This window comes from Nodularia sp. LEGE 04288 (genome assembly GCF_963896525.1).
Lineage (GTDB): Bacteria > Cyanobacteriota > Cyanobacteriia > Cyanobacteriales > Nostocaceae > Nodularia.
In genome coordinates, this window is record NZ_CAWQOY010000152.1 from 1 (window position 1) to 24,615 (window position 24,615).

At 42.5% G+C, this 24,615-nt stretch carries 26 protein-coding genes; 13 read left to right on the top strand and 13 right to left on the bottom strand.

Going from position 1 to position 24,615, the window contains the following annotated elements:
- Positions 1-109 precede the first annotated feature (109 nt).
- Together AACX33_RS22120 and AACX33_RS22125 are read right to left on the bottom strand one after the other, a co-directional pair.
- Positions 110-1,966: a caspase family protein gene (locus tag AACX33_RS22120; RefSeq protein WP_194003123.1), complete on the bottom strand. Its 1,857-nt coding sequence runs from the start codon at positions 1,964-1,966 to the stop codon at positions 110-112.
- Positions 1,967-2,014: 48 nt separating this feature from the next.
- Positions 2,015-2,143, bottom strand: coding sequence for a caspase family protein (locus AACX33_RS22125; protein WP_227789248.1), 129 nt, complete (start codon positions 2,141-2,143; stop codon positions 2,015-2,017).
- Between the two features lie 137 nt (positions 2,144-2,280).
- On the opposite strand from AACX33_RS22125, the gene AACX33_RS22130 reads away from it, so the two are divergent.
- From AACX33_RS22130 to AACX33_RS22150, 5 genes are all read left to right on the top strand, one after another.
- Positions 2,281-2,667, top strand: a complete 387-nt coding sequence (locus AACX33_RS22130; protein WP_194003125.1) for a CU044_2847 family protein — start codon at positions 2,281-2,283, stop codon at positions 2,665-2,667.
- 428 nt (positions 2,668-3,095) lie between these two features.
- Positions 3,096-3,218: a hypothetical protein gene (locus AACX33_RS22135; protein WP_265338669.1), complete on the top strand. Its 123-nt coding sequence runs from the start codon at positions 3,096-3,098 to the stop codon at positions 3,216-3,218.
- A 68-nt stretch (positions 3,219-3,286) separates the two neighbouring features.
- Positions 3,287-4,306: an ABC transporter ATP-binding protein gene (locus AACX33_RS22140; RefSeq protein WP_194003127.1), complete on the top strand. Its 1,020-nt coding sequence runs from the start codon at positions 3,287-3,289 to the stop codon at positions 4,304-4,306.
- Positions 4,307-4,345: 39 nt separating this feature from the next.
- Entirely contained in the window at positions 4,346-5,233 is an 888-nt protein-coding gene (locus AACX33_RS22145) for an ABC transporter permease (protein WP_194003129.1), read from the top strand.
- 44 nt (positions 5,234-5,277) lie between these two features.
- Positions 5,278-5,631 (top strand): hypothetical protein, encoded by a 354-nt coding sequence (locus tag AACX33_RS22150; RefSeq protein WP_194003131.1) that lies wholly within the window; start codon positions 5,278-5,280, stop codon positions 5,629-5,631.
- Positions 5,632-5,701: 70 nt separating this feature from the next.
- Here the strand turns inward: AACX33_RS22150 and AACX33_RS22155 are convergent, their stop codons facing one another.
- Complete coding sequence (locus AACX33_RS22155; RefSeq protein WP_194003133.1) at positions 5,702-6,139, bottom strand: peroxiredoxin; 438 nt, start codon at positions 6,137-6,139, stop codon at positions 5,702-5,704.
- A 269-nt stretch (positions 6,140-6,408) separates the two neighbouring features.
- On the opposite strand from AACX33_RS22155, the gene AACX33_RS22160 reads away from it, so the two are divergent.
- The 3 genes from AACX33_RS22160 to AACX33_RS22170 all read left to right on the top strand — a co-directional run bounded on the left by AACX33_RS22160 (position 6,409) and on the right by AACX33_RS22170 (position 8,658).
- The gene (locus AACX33_RS22160) at positions 6,409-6,810 is read left to right on the top strand and encodes an Npun_F0494 family protein (protein ID WP_194003255.1); all 402 of its coding nucleotides are present in this window, start codon (positions 6,409-6,411) and stop codon (positions 6,808-6,810) included.
- Positions 6,811-6,927: 117 nt separating this feature from the next.
- Positions 6,928-8,403 carry a cobyric acid synthase CobQ gene (gene cobQ / locus AACX33_RS22165; RefSeq protein ID WP_194003135.1) on the top strand — a complete coding sequence of 492 codons (1,476 nt, stop codon included), beginning with the start codon at positions 6,928-6,930 and terminating at the stop codon, positions 8,401-8,403.
- A 15-nt stretch (positions 8,404-8,418) separates the two neighbouring features.
- Complete coding sequence (locus tag AACX33_RS22170; protein WP_194003137.1) at positions 8,419-8,658, top strand: 2Fe-2S iron-sulfur cluster-binding protein; 240 nt, start codon at positions 8,419-8,421, stop codon at positions 8,656-8,658.
- A 290-nt stretch (positions 8,659-8,948) separates the two neighbouring features.
- Here AACX33_RS22170 and AACX33_RS22175 read toward each other — a convergent pair whose 3' ends face one another.
- The 5 genes from AACX33_RS22175 to AACX33_RS22195 form a co-directional block, all read right to left on the bottom strand.
- Positions 8,949-9,182: an EF-hand domain-containing protein gene (locus tag AACX33_RS22175; protein WP_194003139.1), complete on the bottom strand. Its 234-nt coding sequence runs from the start codon at positions 9,180-9,182 to the stop codon at positions 8,949-8,951.
- A gap of 227 nt (positions 9,183-9,409) precedes the next feature.
- A complete protein-coding gene (locus AACX33_RS22180) occupies positions 9,410-9,856 on the bottom strand; it encodes an SRPBCC family protein (RefSeq protein WP_194003141.1) in 447 nt (148 codons plus the stop codon).
- A gap of 41 nt (positions 9,857-9,897) precedes the next feature.
- A complete protein-coding gene (zds, locus tag AACX33_RS22185; RefSeq protein WP_194003144.1) occupies positions 9,898-11,337 on the bottom strand; it encodes a 9,9'-di-cis-zeta-carotene desaturase in 1,440 nt (479 codons plus the stop codon).
- Positions 11,338-11,464: 127 nt separating this feature from the next.
- Positions 11,465-11,641 carry a CopG family transcriptional regulator gene (locus tag AACX33_RS22190; RefSeq protein WP_194003146.1) on the bottom strand — a complete coding sequence of 59 codons (177 nt, stop codon included), beginning with the start codon at positions 11,639-11,641 and terminating at the stop codon, positions 11,465-11,467.
- 1,314 nt (positions 11,642-12,955) lie between these two features.
- Entirely contained in the window at positions 12,956-14,596 is a 1,641-nt protein-coding gene (locus AACX33_RS22195) for a DUF6930 domain-containing protein (RefSeq protein WP_194003148.1), read from the bottom strand.
- A gap of 336 nt (positions 14,597-14,932) precedes the next feature.
- Between AACX33_RS22195 and AACX33_RS22200 the strand changes: the two genes are divergently transcribed.
- From AACX33_RS22200 to AACX33_RS22210, 3 genes are all read left to right on the top strand, one after another.
- Positions 14,933-15,289, top strand: a complete 357-nt coding sequence (locus tag AACX33_RS22200) for an iron-sulfur cluster assembly accessory protein (RefSeq protein WP_194003150.1) — start codon at positions 14,933-14,935, stop codon at positions 15,287-15,289.
- Between the two features lie 159 nt (positions 15,290-15,448).
- Entirely contained in the window at positions 15,449-15,871 is a 423-nt protein-coding gene (locus AACX33_RS22205) for a tetratricopeptide repeat protein (RefSeq protein ID WP_194003153.1), read from the top strand.
- Positions 15,872-16,078: 207 nt separating this feature from the next.
- Positions 16,079-16,321 carry a hypothetical protein gene (locus tag AACX33_RS22210; RefSeq protein ID WP_194003155.1) on the top strand — a complete coding sequence of 81 codons (243 nt, stop codon included), beginning with the start codon at positions 16,079-16,081 and terminating at the stop codon, positions 16,319-16,321.
- Between the two features lie 110 nt (positions 16,322-16,431).
- On the opposite strand, the gene thyD is transcribed toward AACX33_RS22210, so the two are convergent.
- The 5 genes from thyD to AACX33_RS22235 form a co-directional block, all read right to left on the bottom strand.
- Positions 16,432-17,352 (bottom strand): thylakoid membrane protein ThyD, encoded by a 921-nt coding sequence (gene thyD, locus AACX33_RS22215; protein WP_194003157.1) that lies wholly within the window; start codon positions 17,350-17,352, stop codon positions 16,432-16,434.
- Positions 17,353-17,393: 41 nt separating this feature from the next.
- Positions 17,394-17,846: an FHA domain-containing protein gene (locus AACX33_RS22220; protein ID WP_194003159.1), complete on the bottom strand. Its 453-nt coding sequence runs from the start codon at positions 17,844-17,846 to the stop codon at positions 17,394-17,396.
- Between the two features lie 326 nt (positions 17,847-18,172).
- Positions 18,173-20,611 (bottom strand): heavy metal translocating P-type ATPase, encoded by a 2,439-nt coding sequence (locus tag AACX33_RS22225; protein WP_194003161.1) that lies wholly within the window; start codon positions 20,609-20,611, stop codon positions 18,173-18,175.
- 375 nt (positions 20,612-20,986) lie between these two features.
- On the bottom strand, positions 20,987-21,262 hold the full coding sequence (locus AACX33_RS22230) for a TM2 domain-containing protein (RefSeq protein WP_194003163.1): 276 nt from the start codon (positions 21,260-21,262) through the stop codon (positions 20,987-20,989).
- Positions 21,263-21,914: 652 nt separating this feature from the next.
- Positions 21,915-23,483, bottom strand: coding sequence for a CPBP family intramembrane glutamic endopeptidase (locus tag AACX33_RS22235; RefSeq protein WP_194003165.1), 1,569 nt, complete (start codon positions 23,481-23,483; stop codon positions 21,915-21,917).
- Positions 23,484-23,694: 211 nt separating this feature from the next.
- Here AACX33_RS22235 and AACX33_RS22240 point away from each other — a divergent pair, with 211 nt between their 5' ends.
- The gene (locus tag AACX33_RS22240; RefSeq protein WP_194003167.1) at positions 23,695-24,372 is read left to right on the top strand and encodes a uracil-DNA glycosylase; all 678 of its coding nucleotides are present in this window, start codon (positions 23,695-23,697) and stop codon (positions 24,370-24,372) included.
- A 12-nt stretch (positions 24,373-24,384) separates the two neighbouring features.
- Positions 24,385-24,594 carry a toxin-antitoxin system, antitoxin component, Xre family protein gene (locus AACX33_RS22245; protein WP_194003169.1) on the top strand — a complete coding sequence of 70 codons (210 nt, stop codon included), beginning with the start codon at positions 24,385-24,387 and terminating at the stop codon, positions 24,592-24,594.
- Positions 24,595-24,615: the final 21 nt, after the last annotated feature.

Consider the following 24,615-nt stretch of genomic DNA (forward strand, 5'->3'; position numbering starts at 1 on the left):
ATGGAAATTTAATTCGCGGAAACTTTCCGCGAATTAAATCCTTTTCCTTACTCCACCCGTTTTTTATAACTCTCAATCCTTTAAACTCTTATCTCAACTTGCTTTCGGCTTATCTTAGTGCCATTCCAGTATAAAGCTTTGCCCAATATGACAAACCAGTAATTGAATTTTGCTGATGGATAGTCTCAATCTCTGGCGAATAATCTTGCAGAATTTTGCTAGCTAACTCCGCTTCTCCATTCACTGCTAAAAGTCTAAGGCTATGATAAAGCCAACGTTTCTGGGTTTCTTGAGTTGCTTTTAGCCTAGAAATAATTGCTCTTAAATGTCTCTCTAGCAAACATGGACGCTCCACCCAAGCATAGGGCTGATTGTGCGATTCGTCTGGGCGATAGTCTAACGCCATCACCGTTTTAGCAATTAACTCATGGACTGGAGTAAAACCTTCATAACCGCCATAGGTTGTTCTATCAATAAGCCCGTCCAACCCTGACACAATAAACCTTTCCGAACAATTAGAGTCTGGCAAACAAAAACGCAAAATTTCAAAAGGCATGATGATGCCGTACTGAAAGAAACTACACAGTACCCCAAAAGCTTGGTAGAGAGGTTGTCGATCTGAGTGTGGCAAATTTTTGACAATATCCTGTAATACCAGATGAAATGGCTTACCCTGCGACAACTGCAACATCAGAACTAACATAATTGGCGAGTCCATTAGTTGCTGACGCTCTGCGGTTGATTTTCCTGCCAAATGAGTTTGTACCTCTGGCAACGCCAAAATCCGCTCCTTCTCTACCGCACTAGGCTTTGCTAAATTTAAACAAACCGCCTCATATTCCAATCCCTCCAACTCGTAGTGACGATCTTCATTCTGGCGCGTTGTTCCAATTAGAGTTAAAGGAAATAAAAACTCATTCTGTTGCAACTCCTCCAAAAACAAGTCATCCCGAAACAAATCATCAGCAATTACATAAAAATGCTCCCCATCCGACTCCTCAAAAAACTCCCGCAACTGCTCCAGCCAGCCCACTTGGTTTTGGCTCTTCTTATGAAATACTCGCTTATCTTGACAAAACAACTCATAGGCTAACCACCGTAACAACGCCGTCTTACCCGCCCCTGGTTCACCCCGAATCAACATCAATGAAATGCCATAATCCTCAGAGAGTTGTAGCGCTTTCTCCAATGCTTCTCCCTGCTGGTCACGCTCCACATAATTTTTCTGAAACAACATTGACCAATTTGCTGCCCGTAACTTCAGAATCTGGGTGCGAGCTTGCTTATTAGCCACCTTCGTCGCAACCTCCTCAAAAAAAGCATCATCTAAAATCTCATAATCTGAATGCAGCTTCGCGATCGCATTTTGTAATTGATCCGAGCAATCCGCCTCAATCTTCCCTGTCGATGGATAAGTTACTAACGTAATCTCACCACCTGATTTTAAAACAACAGGCTCTTGTCCCGATCCTCTCAGTTCTTCATCAATTACCTGATTTAGTTGCGCTGTCCGCACCTTACCATCAGCACTGGGCGAGTTCAAAGCCTTAATCACCGCAGCAGTAAATAAACTGTAATCCTCACCCTCATAGGCTTTCTCATGGCTGCGGCAAGCCGTTGCTAAAAAGTAGTTGCGATCACCAGAGCGAAAAGTACCAAGAGCGCTAGAAATTTGACTTTTCTCTAACAAGCTTCCACTATGGCAGCAATCAAGCAAAACCACCAAGCTGCTAAAATCTGCATTTAAAATTAAGCCATTCAAACCCTCTAAGCCAATTCCAGTAGATGCCACATTCTCGGATTTACAATCTGAGGTGACTAGATAGCCTTTCTTCTGCCCAAGATTATCAACTACTTGAGCGCCATGACCACTGAAATAGATTAGCGCCTCATTACTCCCCACCTTCGCAAAAAAATCAATAATTGCATTTCCTAAATCCGTGCCTTTGAGATCAGCCTCTACCACCTCATAGCTTTGTTTTTCGCCATTCCACTGATAAGGTAGGCGAGTAACCTAAACAAAGTCCCCATGTGCTTTTAATATTTGCGCGATCGCCTCTGCATCTTCGACGGGCTTCTCTAAACTACCAAACCCCGATCCACCATATTTTTGGATGCCAATCACAAGTGCGTATCTGGTCATGCGATCCCAACTATGGAAAGAAAAACTAACCTACTTAAAATAAGTATATCTACAAAGATTAGCTGAGTATAATAATTATGGCTATTTCCTAAAAACTGCTATTTTCTCTTAAATTTCAAATATTACACGGTGTCACAATGTCTGAACTCCAACGTCTCTTAATCGAAGAAAATGGTAGAACCGTTGAGATATTTGTTGAAGCTCCAACTGTTCCTGCAATTCCTAATTCTACCAACACAGGTAAACGCCCTGGAGAAAAAGGCGCAACCGATGAAGTTTTACTCAAAATGTCTGAAGTTCAAGCCAAAATTCAAACCTATGCCAATTTTGCCATCGGCGCATTTCAACATCTCGGTTCCGCCGAAGTCGAAGAAATCACCCTCAAATTCGGCATCAAACTTGGTGGCAAAACTGGCATCATTTTTACTGAAGGCTCCGCAGAAGGCAGTATGGAAATATCTGTAAAATGCAAATTCCCCACACCTGCTGTTAGAAAGGACACAGATCCTATTAAAAAGGAGTAGTGATCCGGAAGTAGTGAAAGAGATAAAAGCTATGAACCTATCCTACTAATATAAAAGTATCGTGTAAAGCTAAAAACATTAAAACGTGGCAGACCGCGTAAACGTCTCAAGGTGTTGGCTGCTGATAAAGGTTATGACTCCAAAGAAAAACGTGCCGCCTTACGCAAACGACGTATTCGCCCCCAATGGCCAAAACGAGTTTAGAAAACCAGGAAAAACAGAGGAAGACCCATTAAAATTTCTGTGACTAGATTTCAGCAGGAGCGGTGTTTCGCTTGGTATCAACGCAAATACCGTCGTCTAGTCGTTAAATGGGAGCGTCGAAAGGTTTATTTTGACGCATTTATTGACCTGGCTACCATCCACATCTGGATTCACAAAATATGATTAGTGGGATAGGTTCATAGTTCTTGAGTTACGACAATAATATGATTGAGGTTACAGAAGAGCGGCAAAACATATCAGCTTGTGTACAGGTTTTCGCTGGTTTACGGTTTGAAAAAAGTTTGATTACCCACAAAATCACAGAACGTAGCCAAGCGATCGCCTGACCTCACACTACTCAACTACAATAGAAATATAATTTGTTGAGATTTGTATAGTTAGGGGTTAAGCTGTCATGGCTCCCGCCGTTTTAATTGAAAATCTGCAAAAGAGCTACGGCGCAGTAGTTGCTGTCAAAGATGTATCCTTTCAGGTAGAACCAGGAGAAATCTTTGGTTTACTCGGCCCTAACGGGGCTGGGAAAACTACGACTCTGCGCGCCTTATGTACTCTGACTACACCGGATGCTGGCAAAATCGCCGTATCTGGGATCTCCGTGATCGATAACCCCAGAATCGCCCGACAAAAGCTGGGCTATGTGGCGCAAGAAGTTGCATTAGATAAGGTACTGACTGGTAAAGAATTACTGCAACTCCAAGCAGCGCTTTATCATATCCCCCGTGCTGTAGCCAAACAGCGTATTGATATGGTATTGGATTTGCTCGGTTTACAGGAATACGCTAATAAAAAAACCGGAACCTATTCAGGCGGGTTACGCAAGCGCCTTGACTTGGCGGCTGGTTTGCTCCACGCACCAGATGTTTTGGTGTTGGATGAGCCGACTGTGGGACTTGACATAGATAGCCGTTTTGTGGTATGGGATTTCCTGCGGCAGCTACGCGCCTCTGGCACCACAGTACTGATCACCAGCCATTATTTAGAAGAAATTGATGCCCTCGCCGATCGCGTGGCAATTATTGACCGTGGTGTAGTAATTGCATCTGGGACACCTTCGCAATTAAAAGATCAAGTTGGGGGCGATCGCATAACTTTGCGAATCCGCGAATTTTCCCCCATTGAGGAAGCCGAAAAAGCCAAACACCTCTTGCAAGATTTACCCTTTGTGCAAGAAGTAATTATTAACAGCGCTCAAGGTAATTCCCTCAATTTGGTGGTGACACCTCAAACTGATGCCTTAATGACTATACAGCAATCCCTAAACACCGTCGGCTTGCCCACCTTTGGCATTGCCCAATCTCGCCCCAGCCTCGATGACGTTTACCTCGCCGCCACCGGACGCACCTTGCTGGATGCAGAACTCGCCGCAGTTAGCACCCGCGATCCCAAAGCCGAAAAAAAGCAAAACATGAGGTAAACGCTTCCAAACCTGATAACTGTCAACTGATAACTGATTATGAGTGTTACCCCTAAATCTGAAATGAATTGGCAGCAACTAGCATCGCCACAAGTTGATGTGAATGCTGCCCCCAATTTTTTTGGTGAATTATTACAAGAGACGTTGGCTTTAACTCGTCGCTTGTTTATTCAATTACAACGCCGTCCCTCAACCTTAGTCGCCGGAATTATTCAGCCGGTAATGTGGTTAGTGCTATTTGGGGCTTTATTCCAAAATGCTCCCAAAGGTTTGTTTGGAACTACTGGAAACTACGGACAATTTCTGGCTGCTGGTATAATTGTTTTTACAGCTTTTGCTGGGGCTTTGAATGCCGGTTTACCTGTGATGTTTGACCGGGAGTTCGGCTTTTTAAATCGTTTGCTGGTAGCACCTTTAGCATCGCGGTTTTCCATTGTCTTCGCTTCCGCCATCTTTATTATTAGTCAAAGTCTGTTGCAAGCAGCCGTGATTGTGGCAGCAGCAGCCTTTCTAGGAGCGGGGCTACCGGATGTAGCAGGTTTAGGTGCGATCGCCTTAATTGTCTTTCTACTGGCATTAGGCGTAACTGCCATTTCCCTCGGTTTGGCTTTTGCTTTACCAGGTCACATTGAATTAATTGCCGTAATTTTTGTTACTAACCTGCCTCTGCTATTTGCAAGTACCGCCTTGGCTCCTTTATCCTTCATGCCTCAGTGGCTGCAAGTTGTCGCTACACTCAATCCTCTCAGCTTTGCCATTGAACCAATACGCTATCTTTATCTTCACAGCGATTGGGGACTAGATAGTGTAGTGATGACAGCGCCTTGGGGTAATGTTACCTTTGGTGGAGCGCTGCTGGTGTTGTTTGGCTTTGCCCTTGTAGCTTTATTGAGCATTCAACCCCGACTGCGGCGGACTCTGGCGTAAGATCACAACTGGATTCGTTACAGCAATTTAAGGGTTAAAACTCTATGAAAAAACCATTTTTATCAGTTACTAAACTTTCACTGCTAACTGTGGCAGGAATTGGCTTTGCTTCGTTGTTCATTGCTCAACCAAGTTTGGCTCAATTAAACTCAGTTGATCGTGGTACAAACCAGAATAGCGATCAATTTGCCCCCCCAAACTCAGGTGATTTCAATATGTTTGATATGATTCATCGGGCAAATCTGGGGAATATCAACTGGGATGCTAATCAGCAAAAAGAACAACTAGACTCAACCGCAGCAGACTTTAGAGCTAGGCAACGTGAGGCTTTTGAAAAACAGCAACAGTCCAATACAGATTCACCATCGAGTTCACCTGCAAAAATTCAATTGCCGTAGATTTGATCCCAAAACCTCAACCCCGAACTTCAGAATCAGTTGGAGTTGAGGTCAATTCAAAATCTAAAAACTACAGACCAAGTGCAGCTAAAATATCACTGGCATGAGTAGTGGTATTGACATTAGCGTCAACATGAATGATTTTGCCGTTAGGGTCAATTACGTAAGTGACACGCTTGGCATAACCACCGCCATCGACATCATAAGCTTTGATTAAACTTTTGTCGGTGTCAGCTAACAGAGGAAAGTTCAGATTATATTTTTCGGTGAACGCATGATGAGCATCTTCATCATCGGCGCTAACTCCCAGCACTACTACATCTTTACCTGAATATTGTGATTGGGCATCCCGAAAGCTACAAGCTTGTTTGGTGCAGCCTGGAGTGTCATCTTTGGGATAAAAATACAAAACAACTGTCTTTCCAGCGAAACTAGATAACGAAATGGGGTTGCCGTTAGTATCTTTGACGGTAAATGCAGGTGCATCTGTACCAACTGCTAGAGGCATAATGAACCTTTCCTGTTTTAAATTGATGACTTTGAGATTTTACAATAATTTACAATATTTAAATGATTTACTAGAGAAAGTATTACCTGGGGAGTAGGGAGATAAGAGGCAGGGGTGCAGGGAGCAGGGTGCAGGGGGGCAAAGAATTTTGGATTTTGGAGAAAGCGTTAGCGAAGCTTACGCAGCGCAGCGAGTATTTTAGATTGCAGTCTAATCCAAAATCTAAAATCTAAAATTGATTGACCAATGACCAATATCTAATGACAAAAATGCCTACTATTCATTTACCAAAACGGAAAACGTTTTTCTATACTCGTAACACAGAAGAAAGAGCGAAGCGATCGCTGATCTGTTCTCCCTTCAATATTGTTTTGTTTGAAGGAATGCGTCAGCAGAGTGTACCATTAGGTGCGATCGCAATGGAAAATGGTGTCAAGCATGGCTATACCCAACGCCCTTTATCAGAATTGGCGTGCGATAATGCTTTGGGCTGGCTAATCCAAGTCGGTGTTTTGCGGCGAGAAGTCGATGGTCAAGGAATTACCGATGCTTTTCGCCTCACTCCTCTAGGTCATCAGTTGGTGGAACAACTCCAGGATAAATGGCCTAGTCCCTCGTGGAGCGATCGCCTTTATAACACTGTCATTTACTGGTTTAGAATCCCTTTTTAGGATAGAAAACTCAAAATTTAGGATTAAATGCGTCTACGTTATTTCTTTGCATAACCTACCCCATTGTCAAACGCTATATTATCGTTCAACCTGATTTTGAAAAATTTATCCTGACCTATGAAAGCAATTATGGTAGTGGGAACAACATCCCACGCAGGGAAATCACTGATAAGTACAGCTATTTGTCGCATTTTTTCGCGGCGTGGTTGGCGGGTGGCTCCCTTTAAAGGTCAAAATATGGCTTTGAATGCTTATGTCACTGCGAATGGGGGAGAAATTGGTTATGCTCAAGCCGTCCAAGCTTGGGCCGCAGGTGTAATTCCTACGGTTGAAATGAACCCGATTTTACTCAAACCCCAAGGAGATATGACATCCCAAGTCATTATCAAAGGTAGACCCGTAGGCAGAGTCAAAGCTTCAGATTATTACGAACAATACTTTAATATTGGTTGGCAAGCAATAGAAGAATCTCTGAAACATTTATCCACAGAATTTGATTTGCTAGTCTGTGAAGGTGCAGGTAGTCCGGCGGAGATTAACCTCAAGCACCGCGACTTGACCAATATGCGGATCGCAAAATATCTGAATGCACCAACTATATTAGTAGTTGATATTGACCGTGGTGGTGCTTTTGCTCATGTGGTCGGAACTCTGGAGTTACTAGAACCAGAAGAACGCCAATTAATTAAAGGTATAGTAATTAACAAATTCCGGGGACAGCGATCGCTCTTGGAACCGGGAATCAAATGGTTAGAAGAACGGATTGGTATCCCCGTGGTTGGTGTCATCCCTTATTTTCAAGAAATATTTCCCGCAGAAGACTCCCTTGACCTGCTAGAACGTAAGTCATACAAAAGCAATACTGACCTGAATATTACCGTCATCCGCTTACCGAGAATTTCCAACTTTACCGATTTTGACCCCTTGGAATCAGAACCAACTGTCGCTGTCAAATATCTGAGTCCAAAACAAGATTTAGGACATCCCGATGCTGTAATTATTCCAGGGTCAAAGACGACAATCAATGATTTGCTACTGATGCAAAAAACTGGTATGGCGGAAGCGATTCAAAACTATGCAGCTTCTGGTGGTACAGTTTTGGGTATTTGCGGTGGCTACCAAATGCTGGGGCAAATTATTGCCGATCCAGAAGGAGTAGAAGGACAAGCCGGCAGATTTCAGGGGTTAAATCTCTTACCCATTAGAACAGTAATTACAGGACAGAAAATTGCCCGTCAGCGCCAAGTTAGCTCAAATTATCCCCAGATGGGCTTACCAGTCAATGGCTTTGAAATCCACCAAGGGCGATCGCGTGTAGAAGAACAAGGAGATAAACCAGCCTACCACCCTTTATTTGATGATGTTAATTTAGGGTTAGTGGATAGTTGTCAATCTATTTGGGGTACATATCTCCACGGACTTTTTGACAATGGCCCTTGGCGACGGACTTGGTTAAATCGCCTGCGTCAACAACGAGGCTTGAAATCTTTGCCCACCGGTGTTGCTAACTACAGAGAACAGCGAGAACAAATTATCGATTCCATCGCCACAGAAGTTGAAACCCATTTAAACTTAACGCCCTTTTTACCTTAAGTAGAAGATTGTTTCATGAGTATTCGCGTCCGCTTTTTGCCAGATGATATTACTGTAGATGCCGAAGTGGGAGAACCTCTGTTAGATGTCGCCGAACGAGCAGGGGTATTGATTCCCACCGGTTGTCTCATGGGTTCTTGTCACGCTTGCACAGTAGAACTGGAAAATGGAGATGTCATCCGCGCTTGTATTTCAGCAGTATCACCAGGAAGTGCAGAAATGACAATTAATTTGTATAGTGACCCAACTTGGTAGTTTTTTTCAACTAGGAAAAAAGGGAAAAGGCGGTTGCAATAACATAAAAATGGCAATCATACAGTAGACTATTTTATTACTGAAATTCCCTAGCGAGTCACCAATGACCTAGAAATTGCAAATCCCTCAAAGTTTGGGCTAGAGAGGGATTCTGGGTATTGGGTATTTGGTATTGGGTTTTTTGACTGCTGGTACCGCAAGGCGGAAGTTACTCATTCAAAAATCACTCATGCTTTAATTTTAGGCTTTCTGGCTGTTTTAAATGGTAGGTTTATTTCCGCCGACCTGTACTAGGTTAAATTATTTGCTTTCTCAACTGCGTCTTTTAACTCTTCAAAAGTAATACTACCGTCTTCGTCTAAATCATACTGTACTAGTAACTCCTGGGGGCTATTGGTATTTGTTTCTGATGAGATGATTGCAGTTAAGCCAGGACTTAAAAAAAACTCATTCAGGGATACTTTGCCGTCTTGATCGCGATCTAAGGAATTAAAAAGAGATTGAAGCTCTTGCTCGGTTGCCATAAGTTTCTATTTGAATGAATTTTTCAATTTAATATCTCATTAATATCTCATTAATATCTCAAAATTAAACATATCCTTAGACGTAGAAACGGGTATTGCTAGGGCTTAGATATTGAAGCTTTAGAGTCTCTGATTATTGCTGATGAAGCTACGGGCGATGCACTACCAGAAGCAACAGTGTGTAACGCCGCATAGTTTAAAATTGCCAAGGTAGTTAGATCACAGCCTTAACTATTAGACTGGATATTCAAAGCATATTCTTTAAACCTTTCCAAGTCAGCTTGAATAGTAGACTCTACTACCCGACCCAAAAACAAATTATCCATAATTTTGCCAATCAGCCCAGGAATAGCATAGGAAATAGTCATTTTGACGATACTACTACCGTGGCGATCGTAAAAGCGAATTGCTCCCTGATTCGGCAAACCATCAACCGATTCCCATTGAATAATTTGCTGTTTAACAACTTTCAGCATCCGGGATTGCCATTTAAATTCCAGACCATTAGTGCTGAGTTTCCAGAGAGAGATGTCTGGATTCTCTGGCGAAATCTTCACCGATTCAATCCACTTCATCCAACGAGGCATTTGCTCTAAATCAGACCAGAGTCCCCATACTAACTCTATGGGAGCTTCGACTTCAATCTGCACACTATGCTCTAACCACTCTGACATTTTCTTTTTTCCTCTGCTTCCTGTGTGCCTAGTGCGGTGCGTTATTTTTTCACGTTCTCTAAAATCACTTTTGCCGCACGCCGTCCGGAAATAGTTGCTCCTTCCATGCTGTCGATGTAATCTTGCTGAGTATAACTACCTGCTAAAAAGAAATTATTCACCGGCGTTTTTTGGTTAGGACGGAAAGGGTCCATCCCTGGTGCTTCCCGGTAGAGAGATTTCGCCAATTTCACAACGCTATACCAAGTCATATTCAGTTCTCGCGATGAGGGGAACAGTTCATGAACTTGCTTGAGGACGTGTTGTGCGATCGCCTCATTACTTTGTTTAATAAAAGGATCTCCCGGTGTGAGTACCAGCTGTAACAAAGACCCTTCTCCTGAACGATAATAATCACTGGGGCTAGTCAAAGCCAAATCAGCAAAACAAGAAAAATCAGCATCGGCAGTATAGAGCAAATTATCTATCCCCGCCGCATGATTTAGCTGTTGGCGTTCCTCTTGATCTTGCAGTTCTGTTACCCAGCCATCAAATCGCAGCTGCACTGTAGCTACTGGTACAGCATCCAATTGATAGATATTGTCAAATTCTGACCATTTACGCCACTCTTGGGGTAATATCCGCTGAACCCCTGGGACATCGCCAGCAAAGACGTAAGCATCAGCCGTAATGATTTCTGTGGTGTCACCTTCAGCAATTACGATGCCAGTAACTTGAGTTTGTTCGCCTGACTCGGTAAATTGAATTTCTCGTGCTTGGCGACGTGTATAAACTTTAGCGCCTCTATCTTCTAAATATTTAAGGATAGGCTTGTGTAAATACTCATCTGGGGAACCTTCCAGCATCCGCATAATTGAGGCTTCGGTTTTACAAGCAAAAAACTGGAAGATAGTCAACATACAACGGGCAGAAATATTGTCACAATCAATAAATCCCAAAGCATAAGCAATGGGATTCCACATCCGTTTGATGCTACCTTCACTACCGCCATGACTACGGAACCATTCAGCAAAGCTCACTTTATCTAAGGTGCGGATAGTTTTCATCGCCCCGTTGAAGTCTACCAACCCCCGAACTATGGGGCTAGTACCCAAAGCGATCGCATTTTGCAGTTTATCTTGTAAAGACAGTTGAGAAGTCGTAAAAAATGCCTTTAATCCATTGAAAGGCGCACCAGTAAAGAAGCGGAAATCTAATGTCCCAGTGCGTCCCCCTTTATTAATAAAGGTGTGGGTATGTTCTTTCAGGCGTAAATTTGATAACGCCCCCACTTTTTCCATTAAATCAAATAGCTGGTAGTAGCACCCAAAAAATACGTGCAACCCCATTTCAATATGGTTGCCATCATCATCAACCCAACTACTGACCTTACCACCAACAAATGGACGGGACTCAAAAATCTGGACTTCACAACCAGCATCAGCCAAATCTACTGCGGTTGCTAGCCCAGCCAGTCCCGCACCCACTATTGCGACACGCATTCCATCTTACCTTTTCAGTTTCTTTACAGATTGTAACTGGGTTGGTGTCGGAATTGCCTATTTATATCAAGATCACTATTCTGTAAAGTCACAACAGCATCATCTACAAAGCAGTAAAACTAGATCCCTACTTGTTTGCTTCCTTGCTGTCATCTGATACAGTTAGCCCTCTAATCAGTTCGCGAATTACATCTGTTGCAGGTCTACCTGTTTGCTGACAATATTTTTCTAGTTTTTCCGCTTCCTGTGTTGCTAAATTGACAGTTATACGTTTTACGGCCCATTTTTTATTAGTCATTATCATGCTATCTGCTGTATGTTAACACCATCAAAAAGAACAATTAACTCAAGATGAAGACGATAAGATTATCAGAGTTTGTGTCAATAAACAAGCAATGCCATTAGCACTAAAAAAGTCATCTTTGTCTAATGTATTGATCATTGCCCAATCAAATATAGAAATAGAATTACCATGGTGACAGCAAAAATATGGCACACTCTCTCGTAAAGGCAGTTACACTAGCCAGCTGTTGATCACAGCCTGACTAAATAATTACTAATTGGTAATTCGTAACGATGCTTTGCTCTCAGAACAGATCCTCTAAAAGGAACGTGATCAATTAAGCATTACTGTGACTATTATCCAAAAATGTTTGATAAATTTGCTGAGTAATTTTTCTTTTTATCTAGGGATAATAGCTTGTTTAAAATTAGCATTTTATCTCTATATAATCTTCATCAAATTGCATTAACCATAACATTTTTTTATCCTTATATTTAGGGATATTGGCGATATTAGCTCCAATTTTGTGTCTACAACTAGTGGAACCAGTGTAAATTTATTACTAGAGTCTTCCTGAAATAAGACGCAGCTTGTTTGTTATTAAGTTCCCTTTTCCAGAAGGAATGTTTGGGGGATTTTTTGGTATAGTACGGCTATTATAACCATGATTTTTATACTTTCAACAATCTTTCTTTAAAGGTAATTTGAGGAAAATTGGCTGCTATATCCCAAAACAACTGGCAGAGAAAGTAGAATATGTCAATTTTCACTTAATTCTGTTGAGAGAAGACAGGATGTATAGGAATCTGGTTTGATTTATCAAAAAAATTCAGTACTGTAGGGTATCTTACGGATTTCATCCTAACGCACTATTATCAAGGCTTTGGTGCGTTACGCTACCGTTATATAGCAGCCATGCCCTTACTATACGCACCCTACGGGTCTGTAAGCGCAAAGCGCAGGCTACGCCAACACAAATCAAATATTAGTCCTATATAACCTCAAAAAAGCTGATAATACATGGAAATGTCAGAATCACCGCGATAGCGTTGAGATTTTGTCAAGTTAATCCATTTTTCGGTGGAGCATTCAACGGTTGTGAAACAAGTTAATTTGCCGAAAAAGCCAACCAAAATATCATAATGATCAAGTAGCGCATTATATTCACACAAAACTGGGACAACATCCTCTAAAGATTTGCCATTGCCATAGCAGCTAAAAATTAGCTAAGAATATGTACTCTACTGTCCATAAAAAACCACAGATAAATCACAAATAACGGCGATTTCAGGAAATTTTATCAAAATTTCGCTTCATCTGTGGTGATTGGTACATTTAAAGTTGCGGCATGAGTTGGAGAGTTCCGATACCTAAATCTTGAGGTGAAAGCGATCGCGCTTCAAACAAAGCCATCATATCTCGCAATTGGGGATTCCCACGGGAAGCTCCTGTGAGTCCTTTGGCAATAATTAACCCACAGTAGCCCTGGGTATTTTTACATCGCTGATTCCATTTTTTGCGGGCTTCTCTATGAGTGGGATCATCATCTAAAAATTCACCGAACAAGAACAATTCATCATCTTCCGTTTGCAACAAACCCAAATCGTAGCGATCGCCATCAAAAGGATCTGCGCCTGGATTAAAGCAAATGGCTTTGAGTCCGCCTGCGGCGGCAATATTTTCAATGACAGTTTTAGCCTTGGGTCGCGAGGTTTGAATTAAAATTACCGGTAATCCGTCACCCACTTTTGCTATTTCACCAACTTGATGAGTTTGAACACCTTGACGCAAGGAATCTAGCATTTCCCAAGAGATTACTCCCAGACTGAGAAAAGCATCTTCTGGGATCAAGTCATCTCGCAACGAAGGAAAATCAGCTAAGTCTTCCTCTCCCGTTTCTAGTTCTTCGAGATCAAAACCTGCCATTTCCTCTAATTCTGCTGCTAACTGCGGCAGAGTGGAGACAGTCACAGGCAAAGATTTAATTGTTTCTGAAGCGGATTCAGGGAGAGAAATTTCATAGCTACGACTCAGACTAGGAAAAATCTCATTATTGAGCTGGCTGTGATAATCGCGGATAAAGCAGATCAGGCTCTCTAGAGCCACAAAGACTGCAAGTGCCTCTTCTTCATATAAAACAGAGCGCAATCCTTCTAAAGGATGAATATTACCAAAAGTAGGCTCAATTTCCGACATGGGCAGGTCGGCTAAATCTTCATCTTCGTCGATTTCATCTTCGCCCATTTCATCTTCACTTTCAAAAGTGAGAAACAGGCAATCTTGTTTCAGGAAAGCTTCTTCTAAACTTCCTTGTGATTCATCATCCTCTAAAACTGCGGCTCGAAACTGCTTCAGAGAATCTTCCGAGCGATAAAATAAAATCCCATACTCCATCCCTAGCATCCCCATCACCGAGGCGTAAAGTGTACCCACATCGGCGCTGTTAATCTCTATGGACAAGATTTGCTGTTCTTCTAAAAATTCCCAAGGTGCAGTCTGCCAAAGAGCCAAAGCTTGATCATGCAAGGCTTGTGCATACTGGGGGGGTAAATCGGGAACTTGGTTCTCTAGAATTTCCGTAAACCCCCGAAACAGTTCGTCAATTAAGGGTAATTCTGGAACGTAATCAATGGCAATATCCAAATCTTGTAGCACACCGCGCAGGTAAAACTGAATTTCTCGGTCTTTGACGACGATCTTTTGAGGTCTGGCGGGTTTACCAGGACTATGGGGATGCTCCATTGCGCGCATTAAGGTGCGAACAATTGCTTCTGGGCCTGTTTCAGGAGATACCACGTCCATGCTTCGGACAACACCCTGTGAGCCATCTACCCAAAGAATACATTCACCCTGGGACTCCGAATCTAAATCTGAGGAAGGCGATGATGACATTGGACGGCGATCGCCCTCCCATACAGAAGGAATTTGAGTTAATGTCTTCAACCGACGACTGGTAGAGCGATTTAAACTTGTCATAAAGTAGATTAATCAAAAAGAAGCAATTTGCAAGTAAACTATGGGGAATAACTAGCCTTGGGTAAAATCTTCCTGGCTACACCTGAAGAGTGGTTGCAACTGGTGGTGGCCACAAGGCTTAAACTCCAAAAATCCCGCATCCCTAAACACAGCGAATCTCTCAATTCTAGAATAAAAAGTTTTGCCTGCTTTTGACGGAGTGTTTTCAATTTAGCGACTAACTATATCAATATCGCTAGAATGAAAACAAAAACAAAAACAAAACCGGTGACCCCAGGGTAAGAGAAAAGCTATCCCAGTTACTAGTTAGACCACTTAAGGAGTTGAAACAGCAAAATGACACAAGCAACTCAGTCCCAACAACGTGGAATTCAACTGAGCGAATCCGCCTTGCTTCAGGTAAAGTCCTTGCAACAAAAGCAAGGCAACGAACTCTGCTTACGAGTAGGAGTCCGTCAAGGCGGTTGTTCGGGAATGTCTTACATGATGGACTTTGAGGACACCAGCAAGATCACCCCTGTGGATGAAGTTTTCGATTACGATGGCTTCAAAATTGTTTGTGATGGCAAAAGCTTATTATACCTCTACGGTTTAATGCTCGATTATAGCGATGCCATGATTGGTGGTGGTTTCCAATTCACTAACCCCAATGCCGCCCAAACCTGTGGTTGCGGTAAGTCATTTGGAGTTTGATATCCTCGCAAAAAACGGGTTTATCGTCGCAGTCACCCACAGACTCGTGGGCTTTCTGCTGGAATAGTTGTAATATTGTCATTGGTCGGTTGTCAGTTGTTAATTACTCTTGATGACTGACTCCTAACTATTGACTATATAACTATTAACTGATTTGCTATGGCTCAAACAGTTGAATTCCTGTTTGATACAGGTTTGGAACGCTATAAAGCTGGTGAAGCACCAGAATCTTTAATACCTGTATTTAAAGAAGTGTGCGATCGCGCCCCGGAAACAAGTTCAGCTTGGATTTGCTTATCTTGGTTGTATTTGCTCGACAACAAACCAAAATTGGCTTCCAAAGCGGCGCGGAAGGCAGTAAAGTTAAATCCACAAGACCCACAAGCCAGAATTAACTTGGCTATGTCCATGTTGGAAACAGGTGAAAAAGGTTTGCGAGAACATATTGAATTCGCAAAACAGTTAATTTTTGTCAACGAAGAATGGGAAAAAGAAATTAAAGATAGCATTGCCGATGGTTTAAGCCGAAAACCAGACTGGAAGAGTTTGGCAAAAGTCAAAACCTGGATATTTGAAGAATAAACTTAGGGGCTAGTACCGCAAAGCGGAAGTCAAAAGTCAAAAGTCAAAAGTCAAAAGGCTTAATTTGGGGATTTTGGACTTTTTTAAATGGTATACACATTTACTCCGTGCTGTACTAGTCTGCTCAAAAGCCAAAATTCTTTGCCCCCCTGCTCCCTGCTCCCTGCTCCCCTGCCTCTTTCCCTACTCCCCACTTCTCACTCCCTGATGAAAGAAAAATTATTAAACTGGCTAAATCTAGTTTTAGTTGCCGATGTATTCTTAGTTTTCCTGGGCTTTGCCTGGCTAGTGATCGCGGCCATTGGTGATGCTGCGGGAGTAAACTTAGGTTTAGATTTATGGCATCAACTTTGGCAACCACTATTTAACCCCGCAATTGGCATCCTCATGGGTGGCGCTCTTCTGAGCGGTTTAGTTAGTTGGGTTTCTCGAAAATTCCAGGCTGATTAACAGTTTGTAGTCAGGACTTTAGTCCTATGTTCGCAGCTACGTGGTCAGCGCAGCCATCCCCCCACATCTTGATCAAACTAAAGTCTTGACTACAAGCAAATTAAAAATATTTACCGAATAATTTGTGTCAACGCTGGTAGCAAATCCGGGTATTCATACTCAAAACCTGCCGCTAAAGTGCGTTTAGGCATGACTCTTTGACCTTCTAAAACTACCATCGCTCCATCTCCTAAGAGCGCTTCCAAAGCAAACCCAGGAACAGGTAACCACGAAGGACGTTGCATGACTTGTCCCAAAGATTGGCTTAACCCTGCCATCCGAACCGGATTAGGAGCAGTGGCATTATATACGCCAGCCATTTCTGGGTTAGTTAAAGCTTGTAAAATCAGATTCACTAAGTCATCTAAGTGAATCCATGATAACCACTGCCGACCACTACCAAGGGGGCCACCTGCAAAAAGTTTGAAAGGTGTAATCATTTTGCCCAAAGCACCACCACTACCCAGAACAATACCCAAACGCAGAATTACAAGGCGCACACCAGCATCTTTAACTTTTTGTGCTTCTGCTTCCCAGGCTTGACAAACTTGAGCGAGAAAATCGTTACCAGATGAACTCGTTTCATCAAAGGTAGCTGTTTCACTAGTTCCATAGTAGCCAACAGCCGAAGCATTGACTAACACAGAGGGTTGAGGATGAGCTTTGGCTATTGCTTCCACTATTTTCTGTGTACCTAGCTGGCGGCTATTGAGGATTTTCTGCTTTTGTTCTGGTGTCCAACGTTCCTCAGCAATGGGTTCTCCGGCGAGATTAACGACACCATCACAACCAGCTAAAGCTGCTTGCCAAGAACCAGATGCTGTGGGTGTGTAAGCCACAATTTCTACATTAGGAAAAGCCCCAGGCGGAAAAACTTTTTGAGCAGAGGAAGTGTTACGTGTTAACACTAGTATTCTATGACCCTCCTTGTGCAGTCGTTCTACCAAACGACTCCCGACAAATCCTGTTGCTCCAGTAATGGCTACTTTCATAATGCAAATGCACCTCAACCAAACCCTTATTTTAACTTGCGTTACTCTTCTATATCTTCATCTTCAGCCATACCGGGGTTTATAAGTGTAATATCGTACTCACTATCATCCGTATCCCTGCATATCTGAGTATTTTTTAATAGATAATAAATAGCACGTACCCCAGGACCAAAAACGATCTCATCTTCATTTTTTAAATTGTGAACTGGTATTTTGCATCCATTAACCATCAGACCGTTGGCACTAGGTTTTTCTTTGGCATCACCATCTACAATTCGGTAATAATAATAATTATGATGATGACTATAACTATTATGCTCTCGTTGCATCCTCACTAATGTGGCATGGCGGCGGGAGGCAAACTGAGAGACTAAACGAATATTACACTCTCGTCCTCTGCCAAGAGAGTAAATAGTTTTTTCCAAAGGAAACTCCTTGCGACCTTGATCATCCTCAATAATCAGTAGATGGCTTTCATCATTTTCCGTTGCCATTGATACATCGTTACTATAATCGGTTGCAGTCTAATTAATCAAAATTATTTTATAGTACCATTTTTTGCTCTTTGTGAGGTATACAGATAAACATTCATAAATTTATACCTCACTAGCTGAGAAAATGCTACATAGTTATCGTTTTCTGGCATTCTCAGGCTTGACAGTGGTATATATCGTCATAAGTCTGATAAACATTCCACTTGAATAGAAAGAGTAGATCATAGCTGTTCTACTCTGTGCTACTGTTGCTCAACCAGGAGCTTCAACAGGTTTTAGTAACACTTAAATATCGATACTTAAGTATAACCTGAGATCGCTGTTTTTTACAGGCGGTGAACTAGTCTCTTTAATAAAATTGAGTTGGTCACAACACTAACAGAGCTAAAAGCCATTAATGCTGCCGCCCCTGAAGGACTGAGGACAAAACCAAATTTTGGTAACAATACACCTGCGGCTAAAGGAATGCCGATTGTATTATATGCAAATGCCCAGAATAAATTTTGGCGAATTTTGTTGAAGGTGGCACGACTAAGTTGAATTGATGCCACAACATCATTTAAGCGATCGCGCATCAAGACAATTTCGGCAGTTTCCATTGCCACATCTGTTCCCGAATATAAAGCAATTCCCACATCTGCTTGTGATAAAGCCGGAGCATCATTGATACCATCGCCAACCATTGCCACTTTAGATGCAGATGTTGCTTGTAACTCTTGAATAACAGCAGCTTTTTGGCTGGGGATCACACCAGCAATCACATCAGCGCTATCTAGTCCTAGTTGTTTAGCTATAGCGTCAGCTGCTTCTAATCTATCACCACTGAGCAGCATGACCCGTAAACCCATCTCACGTAATTTGTTGACTGTAGCCTCAGCATCTGGTCTGAGGGTATCTTGAACGGCAATTAGTCCAGCTAAATTCCCCTCAACGGCTACGCCAACCACTGTTTTAGCATCTTCTGCCAGATGTTGAGCCATTTGTTGTGCAGCATCATTGGCAAAAATTCCGTGCTTACTCAACCACTCCCAGTTACCCAAAAGTACAGACAGACCTTCGACAATGGCAGATACACCCAAACCAGGTTCTGTGTGAAAGTCCACAGCGTCAGGGATAGATAACTTTTGCTCTTGCGCGGCTTGCTGAATGGCTTTGGCTAGGGGGTGGTAAGTGCCACTTTCTACGGCTGCTGCTAGTTGGAGGAGAGAGTAAGGTTTGTGATTATCCCATTCCGCAATGGATAGACAATCGGTAACAGTGGGATTACCTGTAGTTAGAGTGCCTGTTTTATCAAATACAACTGTATCTAACTGGTGTACTCTTTCCAAGACATCACCACCTTTGATTAACAGACCTCGTTCAGCGCCGATGGCAGTGCCTACCAGAATTGCTGTTGGTGTAGCCAGTCCCAAAGCACAGGGACAAGCCACAACCATGACGGCGATCGCCAGTTTTAAGCTCGTGAGCAGGGGGGAATGGGTAGAAACGCCATCCATCGCCTCTGGACTAGAAAGTGGCGAATGGTTCATCATGTCCATCCCACCAGACATAGTGAGATCACTCCAGATGTGAGTGCCGAACAAGAACCAAAACACAAATGTCAACACCGAGGCCGTCAAGACACCATAAGTAAAGTAACCCGCAACTGTATCGGCTAATTTTTGGACTGGGGCTTTACGAGTTTGGGCGGCTTCTACTAGAGTGACGATTTGTGCCAAAGTGGTATCGCTACCAGTTCGAGTGGCGACGATCGCGATCGCTCCTGATTGATTCAGAGTTCCTGCGGCTACTCCATCCCCTGGCTGCTTAATCACTGGTACTGCTTCCCCAGTCAGCATGGACTCATTCACTGTGGTTTGCCCAAAGCGAACCTCACCATCAACAGGAATTTTATCTCCTGGTAGTACCTGCAACCATTCACCAACGCGCACCTTTTCGGCAGGAATCTCGACAATATTTGCTCCCAAACCTAATTTTTCCGGGTCTGGGTTAGGAATCAATCGTGCTATTTGTGGTTGGAGTGCGAGTAATTCCCTAAAAGCAGCTGAAGCTCGATTTCTAGCTTGTTGCTCTAAAGTCCTACCTAAGAGAATAAAACCCAGCATCATCACCGGTTCATCAAAGAAGCATTCCCAACCCATTTGGGGAAATAGTAGCGCTATTAAACTAGCAGTGTAGGCTGTCAGAGTTCCCAATCCCACCAGGGTATTCATATTAGGCGCATTTCGCCGCCATCCCCGCCAACCATCTACTAAAATTGGGCGACCGGGAATTAGTATTGCAACTGTTGCCAATCCACAGTGAAACCAGATGTTATTCAAAATTGGCAGTATTTGGCCACCCATGCTGCCAAAATGTCCAATTCCCGACAACACCAGCAGTACCCCAGCAATGATCAACTGCTGAAATGAAGAACGCATTTCTCGGCGTTTTCGTTCTTCTGGATCTTGTCGGGTAGATTCGCCAGCTACTGTTTGGCTAGTTTGACGCGGTTGAGAAGGAAATCCAGCTGATGTCAATCGCTGTGCTAGTGCATCTTGGTCTACCGGGCTATGCCCCGCTTCGCTATCACCAGGTTCTGTCTCTACCACTGCTACCTCTGTAGCCAGATTCACACAGGCACTTTTGACTCCTGGATATTGCATTAGCTGTCGCTCTACAGCGCTTACACAACCAGCACATTTCATCCCCCCAACATCTAGGATAATTTTCTGGGAAGTAGGGTCTTGTTCTGGAGTAAGCTGAGTTTTCGGGGCAAGTTGCATGACTTGTGTTGGGTTCGCTACGAAACTTCAACGCCTCAATAAAAGCGTCTCTAATTTGAGCGTAGGCGAAATTCGCAACTATGACAGAACGTCGAAGATATTAATTTTATGAATTTATGGCCTTTGGCTGATTTTTGCTTCGACTCCATCTGAGATAAGTGATGTAAATCACAGATCCAATCTGTATGGGCATGACAGCAATCAGACTTTTTCCAAAATAGTTGATGTCTAGAATAGACACAGTGTTGAAATAGCCCATACCTACCAGTAGGAAGAGCGCCCAGGTGAGATGTTTCCGTTTAATTTTTAGCATATAGCGCTTTGCACCTTTGTCGGTACTGAGGAAATAATCAACTACAGATAATATAGAAATTATTAGAACCAGCCCTGCTTATTCACAAAGTAGGTATTCACAAACTCTTCTGGGGATTTGTTCAAGTAGATCATGCCTTCAATCAAACCCACAAGCTGCATGATTAATAAACTAATGCCGTAGGTGAAAAACCCGCCAATCAAAGCTATAACCAGCATGATGAAACCTTCTGGGGCATATCCTAGAATAAATTTATGCGCTCCAATTCCTCCAAAAATAATGCCGCAGTAACCAGCAACAAGTTGTTTTGTTGGTTGACTTGGATTTAAATTTGCCATATTAGTTCTCCTCCGGGAAAGGTGATTATAAAAATTTAATTTTAGTTAAAATTAAAATCGAAAATATATTGCTTTAGTAAATATATCTTTAAGCTTTTGTTAGTAAGATTCCGCCCCAAAATCAAGAGGTGAAGCTAGTTTGTATAGTTTTAAAGCCAAATTGACAATATGATACAGAGAAGTTATTCCTCAGTATATTGAAAAATATTGTGCTATTTGCTAACTATTTAAACCTAGAAATAGCAAGTTTTTCTGAGTTTTTGTACAGATTTTCAGCTAGCTTCTATCTTGTACTTAGCCCTGACAATGAGAAATATTACATTGGTTACTTCTGACTAAAACACTGTTTAATTAAAAGTACCTGTATTATTTGTAGAAGATGCTATTTCCTTATTAGTTAGGAAAAAATTTTTACACCGGAATTAGCCACCCGATAATTCTTGCCAAAAATGGCTAAGTCAGACAATAAATATCTGAGTAATAACTGAATTAACCCAGATAATACTCGATGTTTACCTGGATATTTTGTAATTCAGTTAACAGTATTGTGGGATTTGTATTTGCACGCAGCATCTTTATGCTCAACATAGCATTTATATATGCAAATGTAAGCAAATAATTTTCAAATTAGCAACCGTGTTAGGATGTTTTATTAGTTACCGCTGCCTAAAATAAATAGACTGAGTAAGGTGCCACTATTCCAAAGACTGTGGAGCAGCATTGGAGCCAAGAGATTGCGCGATCGCGTGTAAACTACACCCAAAACAATCCCTAATGCTGTCAGGGGAAGGATTTCCGACAAACTCAAGTGAGCGATCGCAAACAACAAACTACTCAAAATAATTGATCCCCAAACAGGGACATAACGAGTCAGAGAAGGCAATAAAAAGCCGCGAAATAGTAGTTCTTCAAAAATCGGAGCAGCGATCGCAGCTGTAAAGAAAAATAGCCCCAGAGCCACAGTATCTTGGCTTTCCAGCGCCAATTGCAACAGGGGATTACTACCACCCTGACCTCGCCATAATTGTTGATTCACCAACGACACCAGCACCACTATTGGTAAAGCAGCGCAATAACCCCCAAATCCCCATAAAAACCAGCGATCCTGCAAACGAAAGCGAAACCAGTTTTCTGGGAGTGGAAAAAAGCGCTTGAGCGATAAATAAAGCACCAACAGCGCACCTGAAGCCACCATCATGTAGCTGACTAAAACAGATAAAGCCTGAAGTCGGACATTCACAATAGGGCGCGGGATGGGGAGTAGCATCACCAAAACAGGCACAAACAGTTGCCCCATAAAGAAAAAGCCCACCACAAAAACCTGTAAAATCGTTTCCGCACCCCAAGGCGTTGACCAAGGTAAATCAGCATTTTGAGCCAATATAGCGGCTTTTCCCTTGAGCAAACGCTGACCAATCAAGAAAACCAGCAATATCAGACCACTTAATGCTGTTACAGTGGGAATTGTGGCAATTAAGGCTAATTGCACCACCGATTGGGTAGCAGCTTCTTGTTGTTCGGCTATAACTGTGGATAAAGCTTCTTGTCGTTGCTGAAGTTCGTAAAGTTTAATTAAAGAAGTAGAGCGAAACCAACCATCTAAATTTTTGTTAATCAGCTGTTGGGCATTAGGTAGAAGTTGAGGAGGATCACTCCATATTCCACTCAACACAGCCGCAGTTTCCCGAAATTCTGGATTAATTTGGGAGTTCTGCTGTAATTCACCCCAAGTCTTTATGGCTGTATCGGTTTTTTCTTGCTTTGCTTGTAAAATTCCTAAACGTAAATCTAAGTCAGCCTGTAATTTTTGCAGTTGCTGGAGAGATTGCTGCAACTTTCCCTGCTTTTCTTGAAGAGAAACCTTAGTCTCAGGGGGCGCATCTGGGAGAGGTTTAGGGGGTACGGGAATAGTTTTAGATTGAGCCAGTTGGTTTTGAGCTTTGTCCAAATTAGTTTGAACTGACTGACGCACCTGCTGATATTGCTTTGTGGCACTTTCTAGGGGTTTCTCACCCAGAATCGCTGCTTGAATAGCCGACAAATTCTCGTCATTACTATCTTCTGGCTGCCAAGCTTGGGCTTGTAGAGCAATATTAGTTTGGTACAGTTCCAGACGACTTTGGAATTGCGGCTCTTGCAAAGTACCAAATAAAGATGAAACTGACAACAGGATTGCTATCGGCGTTAGGACAAAAAATAAAATCAACCGCTTAATCGTCATTATTCCCCTTTAAAAATTCACCAGGGCAACGCGTACCCTTTGGAAATTATCGCAAGAAAACGCCGAAGGTTGATCAATATATTCATATTGTCACGGTTGGCGATGCTTTACGGTACAGCGTAGCGATCGCCATCGGAATCGATACAATGGTAATATCATGACTCAGTAAGCAATAGCGCCATCTGGTGCTAACCCTAAAATTCTGGTTTTAATGAGCAGCGACATCCAACTAAACCTCTTCGATGACACCAACTCGAACCCACGAGATTTAATCCCCACAGACGCAAAAATTCCCATTACACCTGGAACCTATGCCAATATGACCGAGTTGGCACAGGATTGTAATCAGTGCCATCGTTGTGGCTTGGGAGACAATCGGACTCATGCTGTGGTTGGGCGTGGTCATCTCCAAGCACCAATTATGTTAATAGGTGAAGCACCAGGTCAAAACGAAGATGAAACCGGTTTACCATTTGTAGGTAGATCAGGACAGTTACTAGAGAAAATATTAGCATCTGTGAATCTGAGTACCGAACAGGATATATATATTGCCAATATCAATAAATGTCGTCCACCAGAAAACCGCACCCCCAACCCTGATGAAATGGCGGCTTGCATACCCTACTTACTAGAACAAATTCGCCTTGTTGATCCGAAAATCATTTTACTCACAGGTGCAACTGCGGTCAAAGGGATAACTGGCGATAAGCGGGGAATTACAAAAATTCGCGGTCAGTGGTTGGAGTGGGAAGGGCGTTTATGTATGGCGATTTTTCACCCCTCTTACTTGTTGCGTAATCCTTCTAAAGAAGTTGGTAAGCCTAAATGGTTAATGTGGCAAGATATCCAAGCAGTACGTGCCAAGTTGGACGAAATCACTATGAACTAAGAGAAGTAAAAAATGCACACAGAAGATCGGTTAAAACAAAAGCTATGGGAAAAAATTAGCCAAATGCCTCCTGAAAACATTTTGCTAGTTACAGACTTTATAGACTCTTTAGATCAGCCTAATTCACACCGAATGCTCACTTTAGCAGCTGCAAAGCTTTCTGAGCCAGCTTTGCAAAAAGTCTGGGATCACCCTGATGATGCTGAATATGATCAACTATAGGAATCCGGTTTGATTTATGAA